A 12,387-nucleotide genomic window follows, 5' to 3' on the forward strand; every position below is an offset into this window, starting at 1 on the left:
TCGGGCGACAGGAAGACCTGCGTGAAATAATCACAGCCATGGGCATCTTCTCCGGTCGTCATTTCCCCGTGAAATCATCCTGTGGGCGGTCCGGTGGTACTGCCGCTACGGGCTCAGCTACCGCGATCTGGAAGAAATGATGACCGAACGCGGCGTACCGGTCGATCACAGCACCATCTACCGCTGGGTCCAGAAATATGCTCCTGAGCTGGCCAAGCAGACCCGGTGGTACCGACAAGTCCCGGATTGGCAGGCCCGGTCCTGGCGGGTGGACGAGACCTATATCCGGGTCGGGGGAAAGTGGTGCTACCTCTATCGGGCCATCACCGCGGGTGGGCATACCCTGGATTTTTACCTGTCCCCAAAGCGTAATGTCGCCGCAGCGAAGCGTTTCCTGGCCAAGACCCTGAGGTCGAACACGATAACCGGGTTCCCGCGGGTGATCAACACCGATAAAGCACCCTCCCTGGCCGGGGCAATCGCCGAGTTGAAGTCAGAGGGAATCTGCCCGCAGACCGTGGAACACCGGCAGGTGAAATACCTCAATAACGTCATTGAAGGAGAACATGGGCGGCTGAAACGGATCCTCGGACCGAAGGGGGCGTTCAAAAACCGGACGTCGGCGTACCGGACGTTGAAAGGGATGGAAGCGATGCACTCATTACGGAAAGGCCAGGGCGCGATGTTTGCCTACGAGCAACCGAACCCGGATGCGGTGATCGTCAGCCGGGTGTTCGAGGCTGCCTGAGAACGCCGACCCGCAGCGAGCATCAGAGGATGAAGACTGGGTCGTCACGGCTCTCCGCCTGAAGTTTGCAACAGCACCGGGTGGATACTTTGGCGAGTTGGCCCTGGCCCCAGTCGGACTGCCTGGCGATTCGTACTGGATCGTCAGGCACGACGTTCACGCGGTAATTTTCCTCTTCACCATCGAGATGCTCATTCACCATGTAGGTGAGGAAGTCCACTCAGTACGCCTTCTCGTTTGCAATCCAGGTGGACAAGTCCACTCCAGGAGAGAGGGAGATCGTCCATGTGCGGCCTGGGTGTCGCCCACGGATGCCTCTGCGGGGAGGACTGTCCAGTCGTGTCCCTCTAGCTGCCCTCGGATTTCGGGAAGAAAGTTTGATGATGGGTACTGGCTCGGGAGCGCCAGGATTGATTCCACGATAGGCGCACTATGTCCAGTTCCCCTCGCTCGTTTCGCGCCGTTGCGTTCAAGTCTCGATGGTCGGTCAAATAATATCCCTTTCAAATAGACCAAGCGGTACAGTAGTCAGATTCCCGACCTAAATCAAGAACTTGTGTTCGACTTAGTATGGGTTGTAAAAGGGTGACCTGGGGAATCGTCTTTACATGCAAACTTCCGTGCAGTGACCACCCCGGACATGTCGCATGCTCATGAGATAATCGGCCCAGTAGAAAGCGCATCAAGGTGAAAGGACGTAGCAATGGCAGACGTAGCCAAGGAAGTCGCGGAAAACGCTCCAGTTGACGGAAGCAAGCAACGCGCAGACCTCCAGAAAACCATCTGGAGGATTGCCGAAGACTTGCGCGGTTCCGTCGATGGCTGGGACTTCAAAAGCTATGTCCTCAACATGCTGTTCTACCGTTTCATTTCGGAGAATCTGACCGCTTTCCTTAACGCGGAAGAAGAAGGACTCGACTACGCCAACCTCTCAGATGAGGACGCAGAAGTTGGACGCGACGGTGTGGTGGAAGAAAAGGGGTTCTTCATCCCTCCTTCGCGCTTGTTTGAAAACGTTTACCAAGATGCCAAGCAAAAGGTGTCACAGAAGAAGGTTCCCAACCTCAACGAGACGCTAGAACAGGTCTTTAAGGGGATTGAGTCTTCCGCCGTAGGTACGGAGTCGGAGGGCGATTTTAAAGGGCTATTCGATGACTTCCAGGTCAATTCGAACAGGCTTGGTGAGACTGTCCCGGAACGCAACGAGAAGCTCTACGAGCTTATTCACGAGATACACGAGCTGCCGTTTGGTGATTTCGGGGATAACGCTATCGACGTTTTCGGTGACGCGTACGAATTCCTCATGCAGATGTATGCTTCTCAAGCGGGTAAATCCGGTGGTGAGTACTTCACCCCGCAGGAAGTCTCTGAAGTCCTCGCCCGAATCGCAGCATCTGGCAAGACCAAGGTTCACAGCGTCTACGACCCGGCGTGTGGCTCAGGCTCTCTCTTGCTGAAGTTCGCCAAGGTTCTCGGGGAAGAAAACGTGGGTGGGTTCTACGGGCAAGAGATCAACTTGACCACGTACAACCTGGCGCGGATGAACATGATCCTGCACAACATTGGGTTCGAAAAGTTCGACATTAAACGTGCGAATACTCTCACCAACCCGCAGCATGACGATGTAGAGCCATTCCACGCCATTGTGTCTAACCCTCCGTATTCCCGGAAGTGGAAGGGCAAGGAAGACCCAGTGTTGGTTAACGATGATCGTTATTCACCAGCAGGTGTGCTGGCTCCCCAGCGTTACGCCGACTGGGCGTTTAACATGCACATGCTGTCCTACCTCGATGTAGATGGCACCGCTGCCATCGTTTCCTTCCCTGGTTCGCTGTATCGCGGTGGTACCGAAAAGACGATCCGCGAGTACATGATTAAGAACAACCTGATTCAGACGGTCATCCAGCTACCGTCTGACTTGTTCTTCGGACCGACGATTACGACCTGCATTTTGGTGATCAAGAAGTCCAAGACGGATAACCTGATCCACTTCATCGACGCGTCGAAATACTTCAAGCGTGTGGGGACCAAGAACAAGCTCTTCTCTGAGCATCAGAACACAATCGTCAAGCTCTACGAGGACCGCGATGAGATCCAGTACGAGACCGCTCTGGTGACGAACGAGGACGTTCTCAGCAACGACGCAAACCTGTCGGTGAACGCCTACATCGAGCGAGAAGACGTACGAGAGATCATCGATACATCAAGCTTGAACGAGGAGTTGCGCCAGATGGCGGCTCGCCAAGAAGCCTTGCGGGAAGCTATCGAGCAAGCCGTGACTGATCTCGAAACGGGAGTTGATGATGAATAAGTTCGATGAGTTGGTTCATGATTTGTGCCCTGATGGGGTGGAGCGTGTGGCTCTGAAAAGAGTCGCCAAAACGGTCGCTGGTCTGAGAGGGAAAACCAAGAAGGATTTCGAAGATGGCAACGCCCGTTTCGCGTCGTATAGCAACATTTTCAATAACCCGAAATTGGACCTTAAAGACCCGGAATTCGTCAAGGTTGCTGAAGGCGAAAATCAGAATGAGCTTCAGTACGGAGATGTTCTGATTACAGGGTCATCCGAAGTTCACGAAGAAGTAGGAATGTCTTCGGTGGTCACAGAGCCGCCCAAAGAAGTCATTTACCTCAATAGCTTCTGTTTTGCGTTAAGGTTTTCTGATCCAGAAACCGTATTGCCTGAATTCGCTTCGCATCTGTTTCGTTCTGAGGAAGTCCGCAAGCAGATAGTGAAGACTGCCAATGGAGTAACGCGTTTCAATATCACGAAGGCGCGATTCATGGCGATTGAGATTCCTCTTCCTCCACTAGAGATCCAGCAAGAGATCGTTAGGATTCTCGACCTGTTTGTAGACCTCGACCGGGAGCTGGAACAGGAGATCATCGGGCGGGAGCGACAAAAGATTGCGACGAGTCATGCTTTATTCGAGAAGTTAAAGCACTTCCCTCGAATAGCTCTAAAAAATGCTGGAACGTGGTTTGGCGGAGGAACCCCATCGAAGAAGAACGAGTCCTTCTGGCAAAACGGCACGATTGCGTGGGTTTCTCCGAAAGATATGCACGACCACACAGTGACGCGCACTATCGACTACATCACCAATGAAGCGGTAGAAGGTTCTTCAACCAAATTGGTTCCGGCTGGGTCCACCGCCTTGGTAGCGAGATCGAGCATCTTGGAGAAGAAGCTGCCAGTCGCGTACTTTCCCCAAGAAGTCGCCATGAATCAAGACCTAAAGGCTGTGTTTCCGAGTGATGAACTGAATGGGCGATACCTCTTTAACGCGCTTGAAGAGTTCCGAGAAAGCATTCTTCTGAGAGCGCGTAACACGGGAGGATCAGCTGCATCATTGGACACCAAGCGCCTGATGGCTTTCCAAATCCCCCTGCCACCTCTCGAAGTTCAGGAAGAGATCGCGTCCAAGCTAGACACCTTCATCGAATACATCGACAACCTCAAGCGAGAGCGGGAGCTACGCCAGAAGCAGTACGCACACTACCGCGATTTGCTGCTTGACCTCCCGGTGAAGGAGTAACTCAAAATGGCACAGCTTTCTAATCCCTCGCGCTCATTTTCCTCCCGCCCGCAGCATGACTACACCGAGCCTGTAGCAGTCACGGACACGTCCACGGTCATTGCGAAGTATCAAGCAGATGCAACAAGCGCGACCGGATACCAGTCGGAATCGGCACTAGAGAACGCGCTGATCGCCCAGCTAGAACGCCAAGCTTACGAGTACGCCGACATTCGCAGCGCCAGCGCCATGCGCGAAAACGCGCGCGCCCAGTTAGAAAAGCTCAATGCCTACCAGTTCTCGGATGCTGAGTGGGAAACCTTTTACAAGACAGAGATCGCTAACCCCGCTTCTGGAATCGTGGACAAGACCCGCACGATTCAGACCGATCACATCAAAAATCTCACTCGAGACGATGGCACGACCAAAAACATCGTCCTCATCGACAAGGACAACATTCACCGCAACTCGCTTCAGGTGATCAACCAGTACACAACCAAGGGAAGCGATAAGGGCAACAAGTCGAACAGGTACGACGTTTCCATTCTGGTGAACGGTCTACCGCTGGTTCATATCGAACTGAAACGGCGCGGAGTCGCCATTAAGGAAGCCTTCAACCAGATTGACCGTTATCAGAGGGAGAGCTTTTGGGCGGATGAGGGACTGTTCCAGTATGTCCAGTTGTTCATCATCTCCAACGGGACACAAACCAAGTACTACTCCTGCACCACGAGAGACCTCCACCTGAAAGAGACGAGCGGGAAAGCTACGGCGAAAAAATCCAAGCGGCTGACCTCCCACTCGTTCGAGTTCACGTCCTGGTGGGCGGATGCGACCAACAAGCCGATCACAGATCTCATCCCGTTCGCCAAAACCTTCTTGTCCAAGCACACGCTGCTATCCGTACTTACTAAGTACTGCGTGTTCACCGTCGATGAGATGCTGCTGGTCATGCGCCCGTACCAGATCGCAGCAGCCGAGCGCATTCTGAACAGGATCGAGCAATCTGTCCTGAACAAGAAACTTGGCTCACTCGACGCGGGCGGGTACATCTGGCACACCACCGGCTCAGGAAAGACGCTGACCAGCTTCAAGACAGCTCAACTGGCTACCCAGATGGAGAGCGTGGATAAGGTCATCTTCGTCGTGGATCGTAAAGACCTCGACTACCAAACCATCCGGGAATACGACAAGTTCGAAAAGGGCGCAGCCAACTCGAACACCTCCACCAAGATTTTGTCCCAGCAGCTCTCCACGCGGGCGGAGCTTTTAGAAGAAATCGCCCAGCTAGAACGTGAGGGGAAATCCACCAACCACATCCAGCTCCAACGCGCAGACTCCAAGATCGTGATCACGACCATCCAAAAGATGAGTCACTTTATCGCCCAGAAGGACAACCGCGAGATCTACAACCAGCATGTGGTGTTCATCTTCGATGAGTGTCACCGTTCCCAGTTCGGGAGCATGCACAAGAACCTGAAGCGCAAGTTTAAAAAGTACAACTTCTTTGGATTTACGGGCACGCCCATTTTCAAGCAAAACAAGGTGGGGTCTAACCCCAACCTGCAAACGACCGCACACGCTTTTGGCGACAAGCTGCACACATATACGATTGTGGACGCAATCCGAGACCATAACGTGCTCAAGTTTAAGGTGGAATACCACGAGCTATCCCCGGTAGCTCCTGATCCAGAATCACCTTTTGAGCTAACGGCTGCACAGCTTCTCGCGCCCGGACGAGTAGAAGCCGCCACTCGCTACATCCTGGAGCATTTTGATCAGAAGACGAAACGAGATTTAGGGCAGCTCTACGATCACAAGGTAGTCAGCAACGTCGAGCAGTCTGTTCGTAAACGGGGTGCGAAAGAAGCGATCAAATCCACGAGGAAGCTGCGCGGGTTTAACGCCCTGTTTGCTACCGACTCGATTCCAGCAGCGCGTACCTACTATGAGGAATTCGCGCGCCAACAAGCAGACTTGCCAGCCCACCAGCGCCTGAAGGTGGCAACAATTTTCTCAGCGCAAACCAGTTCTTCTGGTAGCGCGGACATGATCGAGGATGAAGACTTCGATACCTCCACACTATCGGCGGATAACCTCGATTTCCTCGAAGGCGCGGTTAACGACTACAACGAGTACTTCTCAACCAACTACGACGCGCGAGATTCGGAATCGTTCGAAAACTACTACAAGGATCTCTCACAACGGATTAAAAACCGTGAGATCGATCTTGTCATTGTGGTCAACATGCTCTTGACCGGGTTTGACGCGACCACGCTTAACACCTTGTTCGTGGATAAAAACCTGCGGATGCATGGACTCATTCAGGCGTTCTCGCGGACGAACAGAATCCTCAACTCTGTGAAGACGTACGGCAATATCGTCTGTTTCCGAGACTTGGATAAGGAAACCAACGAAGCGCTGAAATTGTTCGGGGATGCCGACAACGCGACCGAGGTAGCTGTCATGGCTCCCTTTAGCGACTTCTACCGCGATTACACGCGCAAGGTTGAGGATTTGAAGCACTTCTACCCGGTAGGGGAAGTGATCGCATCAGAAAGCGGGCAGAAAGGGTTCGTCAAGCTATACGGCGAGATCCTGAAGCTTTTGAACATCTTGACCTCGTTCGATGAGTTCGCGGGTAAGGAACTGATGAACGAGCGAGAGCAGCAAGATTACACGTCGATGTATCTGGATTTGCACGATCAGTTCAAGTCTGAACGAGATGCGGAACGTCCCCAGAAGGAAACAGAAGACGATCAAGTAGACGATCAGCTCGTTTTCGAAATTGAGCTTGTCAAGCAGGTGGAGATCACGGTCGATTACATCGTCATGCTGATTGACGATTACCGGACCAAGCAGGGACAGGGTGACTACGAGGGAGCGCAGGAGACTCGCGCGACCATTACACGTTCTGTGGAAGCTTCTCCGAGCTTGCGCGATAAGGCGGATCTGATTCATGAGTTCATGGATGCTGTTGGTGATGGGAGGGACGCGATTAGTGGTGAGCTGTCCACAGATCAGCGCTGGGTGCAGTTCATGGCGGTGCGCCGTGATGAGGAATTGAAGCGTCTTATTGAGTCCGAGAAGCTCAAACCTGAAGCGACGTATTCGTTCGTTGAGGATGCTCTTGAATCTGGTGTGGTGTCGACGTCTGGGACGGGGTTGACGAAGCTGCTACCTACTACGTCCAGGTTCGGCAAGAATGCGAACCACGACCAGGTGAGAGCAAGGGTTGGAGCGAGGTTGTCCGCGTTCGTGGAGCGCTTTTCGATGCTGTAGTTCGTGGGTGGGCGGACACTGAGTGTTTCGCACACTGAGCATGTTTGCTCGTTCTGGTGCATATTCGAGCACATCTATGATCACCCGTCGAGACATTGGCAACTACCCCCCGGTTGCTAGGACTCCGGGTGGTCCCTCTGATTGCAACCCGACCAAAGAGAAAATCTCTGGCCGGGTTTTGCATTGCGGGCTATTCGCCCAGCACTTCCAGCACCGCTTCGCCGACCCCCGCCGCCGACGTCGGGTTTTGGCTGTTTAGACCACGTATTTAGTAACGGTGTGGTGGGTTTCGGGTAACGCTCGGGTGGGTATCGAGTAACAGCCGGGCCAGTGCGCCTTGAACGTATGCCATGGGTTCTCCTAGCTGTCCGCTCAGCCGATTCGACGTGTTGAGCTACGAGCTAGCGAAGCAGCACGTACAGCGGAACCGCCGGCCCGGGCCAAAAGGAGGGGCCTGGTAGCGGCTGAGTATTGACCGCGCCCAGCTGGGCCCATGTGAACAACCACACCACGACCCTATGCGCAGAGGGTGATGTTTTGTGCTGCGAGAGCTCACGGGCATTTTGCACGTTGCAGTGCCTCTGACAACGTCGGCGCACTGACGGGGCGCGTCACCAGTACCCTGTTCCGGACTGTTACTGGATGCTCACCATCGCGTTACTCGATACTCACCACGGTGTTACTAGATGCGACTACGCAACATTTGGCCGGTGATCAGGTTGCCGTCGACGACGACGTGCTTGGTCATCGGGATCTTGGCGGTGGTGTACTCGCCGGCTTGGTCGCGGAGTTTCTCTTCCAGGCTGAAGGGGACTTCCTCGGTGCGGCGGGCCAGTTTTTCTTCGGTCCAGGAGTAGCCGGTGACGTGGCGGCCGTCGAGAAGCTTGGCGCCGTTTGCGAGGGTGACGTCGAGCAGGCCGCACGGGCCGTGGCAGACCGCGGCAACGATCTTGTCTGCGTCGGCGAAGTGGGCGACGGCATGTTTCACCTCGTCGGCCGCGAAGTCGAACATGGTGCCGTGGCCGCCGATGAGGTAGATGCCGGCGTAATCGTCGAGGTTCACATCCGTGATGGCCGGGGTGTCGTCGAGTTGGTCCATGAACTCGGGGTCCTCATAGCGCTTGTTGGTGCCGCCGAGCTGGATCACCGGGGTTTTCAGGCTCACTGGGTCGATGGGTACGGCGCCGCCGTCGACGCTGGCGAGGGTGACCTCGTGGCCGACTTCGGTGAGCACGTCGTAGAAGTGCGTGTACTCGCCGAGCCACATACCGGTGTGGATGCCGGAGTCGGTGTAGCGGTGGACACTGGTGGAAAGCGCAAGAAATTTCATGCGCCCCATTGAACCACCAGCGCTCGGGCCGGCGCAGCGGGCCTAGGTGGCCGGGTTGCGGACCAGCAGGCGGTCCACCTGGTCCGCCAGGTCCGGGGCTTGCGTGTCAAAGTCGCCGGGCAGCTCCCGGTCCGCTTCGGCGATGGCGTCCGCGTCCGGCTCACCGGTGGCCATCGCTGCCTCAGCCGCGTCGAGCAGCCGCTGCAGGCGGGGCACGTTGAGCTGGTACGCGCCGTCGTGTTCCGGGCCTTCCACCGGGGCGAGCCAGCCGGTGGCGGTGAAGATGAACATGCGGGTTTCCAGCATGTTCGCCTTCAATCCGAGCTTGTCTTTCGGATCTCCCAGGCGCCGCACGTAACCCCTGCGGGCTTCGCGCACGGTGCCGTCGCTGTCCAGGACAGGTCCTGAGTGATCGTCAGCGTTACGCGCGATGTCGGCCAACATATGCAGTTCTCGGGGGAAGAGCGACGGCGCTTTTGCGCAGTACACGGCGGCTCTCAATATCTCGCCCAAGGGCGCCTCCTTTATGCGGTTGTGGTGGAACAGGCCGACATTATAATTTTCCGTCCGATCCCGGAGGCGACGGAATCGAACGGATGTGTGGGTGAGGGTTAGATGGACGACATGGCCGGGATGGACGAGCCGCGCAGCTTTGAGTTGAACGCGATGATGCGGCCGCGGTCGGCGTAAATGTCGTTAATCTTGCCGACGCGGATGATGCGGCTGAGCTCCCGGTCGCCGACGAAAAAGTTGCCCTTGGTGTCACTGGCGACGAACGTGGTGCCGTAGCGGCGCAGCTGCAGATTGCCCATCTTCGGGGCGCCGGCGAAGGCGTTGGTGTCGGCGCAGTCCCACGCGTCCCACTTACCCAGGTTCATGGCGTTGGCTTTGCCCTGGCCGGCGCACATGTGACCCGGCATGGTGTCCACCAGGCTGAGGCAGTGGATGAAGTCCTGGCCGTCGATGGCGTAGACACCGCAGCGCACAGTGTCCTGTTGGTTGGAAAACGTGGCGTACGGCGGCTGCGCGGGCAGTGCGCCGTGGGCGGCGGGCCACTCCACGCGCCGGGGGTTGAAGCCCTCGTTGGCGGAGGCAGAGGTTGCGCCGGCGGATAGGGCGGCGGTGGCGGTGAAAGCGGCGATGACGCCGCGGAGAAGAGTGCGCATGAGATTCTTCTAGAGCTTGAACAGCACCTGGTTGGTGGCGCCGGCGCGGATGACCGCGCGGGTGGCGATGTCCGCCACGTACAGGTTGCCGGAGAAATCCGGGGCGATGTAGGCGGAGCCGAGCTGCTTGACCTGCAGCGGGTTCAACTTCTGGGGCGGGTTGGTAAAGCCCTGGTTCCAGCAGTGGACAGCGGCGGATCCGCCACCGACGCTTACGGCCGGGGCGAGCTGCTCCGGCGGGTTGCACTCCGGCTGAGCCTTGCGTGCGGGGTCGGACACGCAGATGGTTTTCGTGGTGCCTTGGACCTGGTAGATCTCACAGCGGACGTCGCCTGCGGTGTTGGAGTAGGCGGCGCTGTTGGCGGATGCGGCCGGTGCGAGCGCGGCAGCGGCGGCGATGAGGGTGGCGACGGTAACAATGGGGGCGGTCTTTGTGATCTGCATGACACGAGTATTGCAGTTTATGTCCAGCGTTGCACGCCTCCGGGCAAAGATTTCAAAGAAATCCCCAATGTTTCGGCAAGCGCCCGATGCTTCTCGACGAACCCTTCGGAGCGCACACCACCAGCGCAATACACGACAACCTCGTCGCCGGGCGAGAACTGCTTAAGCGTCCTCGATACCGCATCCGGGTCCCGCTCCACCTCGCTGAGCGGGAGGTTTGCCCCCGGCACGGGCAGATCCGCGATCGCTTTCTCGTGCGGTTCGCGGACGTCGATAGAGGGCAGTTGGTGGGACGTGAGGGCGTCGAAAAGCTCTTGCCCTTCGGTGTTCACGGTGCACGCCTCGGCGTAGGTGCCCAGAGAGGTGGCGAGCTCGCGCGCCGGGTCGCGGGTGACGGTGAAGCGGCGCATCGTGGCGGAAAGGGCGTCGTACATGTGCAGCCGGCCGATGCGCACCTCGCCGATGCCCGCGAGGAACTTCACCGCCTCGGTGGACATGAGCGAGCCGACCACGGACGTGGTCACGCCGAGCACGCCGGCGGTGGCGCAATCCGGCACGGAATCCGCGTCGGGCTGGGTGGGGTAGAGGTCGCGAAGCCCCACCCCGTCCGCGGGCGCGCCGGGGCCGGAGTACCACAGCGCGATGTCGCCGCGGTAGCGCAGCACCGAACCCCACAACAGCGGTGTGGCGGTGATCTCGGCGGCGTCGGCGGCGAGGAACTTGGTGGCAAACGTGTCGGAGCCGTCGATGAGCAGGTCGATGCCGTCGAGCGCCTCGATGAAGTTGTCGGGCGTGAGACGGTCGTTCACCGCCGTGACCTGGATGTCCGGCTGTAGCGCGAGCAACCTTTCGGCGGCCACGTCGACCTTCCTGCGGCCCACATCTTGCGCGCCGAAGAGGATTTGGCGGTGGATGTTGGTCAGGTCCACGGTGTCGTCGTCCCACACCGTGATGTGGCCGACGCCGGTGGCCGCCAGCGTCTGCATGATCGGGCAGCCCAGGCCGCCTGCGCCGATGACCAGCACGTGGGCGTCGTAAAGGCGCTGTTGTTGCTCCGGGCCGAAGCCGGGCAGGTTCATCTGGCGCGCGGCGCGCTTGAGTTCTCGCTCGGGCAGCACTTACAAAACCTCGTCCGCCCAGCTGGCCAGGCCGTCGAAGGTGGAGGACGCCACGGCGTGCTCGCGCTTCGGAATCCGCCCGGCGGCGCGCGCAAGTCTGCCGGCCTCCACCGCGTGCCGCATGGCCTGCGCCATCGCCACCGGGTCCTGGCAGCGGTTCACCGCACTCGCCAGTAGCACGCCCGAGCAGCCCAGCTCCATGGCGAGCGATGCGTCGGAGGCGGTGCCCACGCCGGCGTCGATAAGCACCGGCACCTCCGCGCGCGAGCAGATCAGCTCGATGTTGTGCGGGTTCAAAATGCCAAGACCTGTGCCAATCGGCGAGCCCAGCGGCATCACCGCCGCCGCGCCCAAGTCCTCGAGGCGCTTGGCGGCCACCGGGTCGTCGGAGGTGTAGGCCAGCACGGTAAAGCCCTCGTCGACGAGCATCTCGCAGGCGTCCACGGTCTCCACCACGTCGGGAAGCAGCGTGCGGTCGTCCGCGATGACCTCCAGTTTCACCCAATCGGTGCCCAGCGCCTCGCGCGCCAGCTTCGCGGTGATCACCGCGTCGCGCGCGGTGCGGCAGCCCGCGGTGTTCGGCAGCGGCGCGATGTCCAGGCGCTTCAGCAGGTCGAACACGCTCTCGCCGCCTCCGGTGGTGGCGCTGTGGCGGCGCATCGCCACCGTGGTCAGCTCCGTGCCGGAGGCCTTCAAGGCCTGCTCCAGCATGTCGAAGGAGCTCGCCCCGCCCGTGCCCATGATCAGGTGCGAGCCGAACTGCTTTCCGGCAATCTCCAGCACG

10 protein-coding genes and 1 pseudogene are annotated in these 12,387 nt (G+C 58.1%); 4 read left to right on the top strand and 7 right to left on the bottom strand.

Going from position 1 to position 12,387, the window contains the following annotated elements; translation table 11 throughout:
- Positions 1-38 precede the first annotated feature (38 nt).
- Positions 39-748: pseudogene (locus tag ACX1NL_RS03155) on the top strand (IS6 family transposase).
- A 22-nt stretch (positions 749-770) separates the two neighbouring features.
- Here the strand turns inward: ACX1NL_RS03155 and ACX1NL_RS03160 are convergent.
- Positions 771-968 (bottom strand): hypothetical protein, encoded by a 198-nt coding sequence (locus ACX1NL_RS03160; RefSeq protein WP_181890075.1) that lies wholly within the window; start codon positions 966-968, stop codon positions 771-773.
- Between the two features lie 483 nt (positions 969-1,451).
- Here ACX1NL_RS03160 and ACX1NL_RS03165 point away from each other — a divergent pair, with 483 nt between their 5' ends.
- From ACX1NL_RS03165 to ACX1NL_RS03175, 3 genes are read left to right on the top strand one after another with little or no spacing between them, the layout of a single operon-like run.
- A complete protein-coding gene (locus ACX1NL_RS03165; RefSeq protein ID WP_181889979.1) occupies positions 1,452-3,059 on the top strand; it encodes a type I restriction-modification system subunit M in 1,608 nt (535 codons plus the stop codon).
- Complete coding sequence (locus ACX1NL_RS03170; protein WP_458898579.1) at positions 3,049-4,284, top strand: restriction endonuclease subunit S; 1,236 nt, start codon at positions 3,049-3,051, stop codon at positions 4,282-4,284. Before ACX1NL_RS03165 ends, ACX1NL_RS03170 begins: the two co-directional genes overlap by 11 nt.
- 6 nt (positions 4,285-4,290) lie before the next feature.
- Positions 4,291-7,545 (top strand): type I restriction endonuclease subunit R, encoded by a 3,255-nt coding sequence (locus ACX1NL_RS03175; protein WP_458898580.1) that lies wholly within the window; start codon positions 4,291-4,293, stop codon positions 7,543-7,545.
- 682 nt (positions 7,546-8,227) lie between these two features.
- Here ACX1NL_RS03175 and ACX1NL_RS03180 read toward each other — a convergent pair.
- From ACX1NL_RS03180 to ACX1NL_RS03205, 6 genes are all read right to left on the bottom strand, one after another.
- Complete coding sequence (locus tag ACX1NL_RS03180; protein ID WP_458898581.1) at positions 8,228-8,875, bottom strand: type 1 glutamine amidotransferase domain-containing protein; 648 nt, start codon at positions 8,873-8,875, stop codon at positions 8,228-8,230.
- A 42-nt stretch (positions 8,876-8,917) separates the two neighbouring features.
- Entirely contained in the window at positions 8,918-9,319 is a 402-nt protein-coding gene (locus ACX1NL_RS03185; RefSeq protein WP_181889983.1) for a hypothetical protein, read from the bottom strand.
- Between the two features lie 167 nt (positions 9,320-9,486).
- Entirely contained in the window at positions 9,487-10,041 is a 555-nt protein-coding gene (locus ACX1NL_RS03190) for a hypothetical protein (protein WP_181889984.1), read from the bottom strand.
- 9 nt (positions 10,042-10,050) lie between these two features.
- Entirely contained in the window at positions 10,051-10,485 is a 435-nt protein-coding gene (locus ACX1NL_RS03195) for a hypothetical protein (protein WP_458898582.1), read from the bottom strand.
- Between the two features lie 17 nt (positions 10,486-10,502).
- Positions 10,503-11,564, bottom strand: coding sequence for a ThiF family adenylyltransferase (locus ACX1NL_RS03200; RefSeq protein WP_458898886.1), 1,062 nt, complete (start codon positions 11,562-11,564; stop codon positions 10,503-10,505).
- Between the two features lie 39 nt (positions 11,565-11,603).
- A complete protein-coding gene (locus ACX1NL_RS03205; RefSeq protein ID WP_181889987.1) occupies positions 11,604-12,386 on the bottom strand; it encodes a thiazole synthase in 783 nt (260 codons plus the stop codon).
- Between the last annotated feature and the right edge of the window lies 1 nt (position 12,387).

The organism is Corynebacterium sp. CQ3829_602738 (assembly GCF_054478435.1).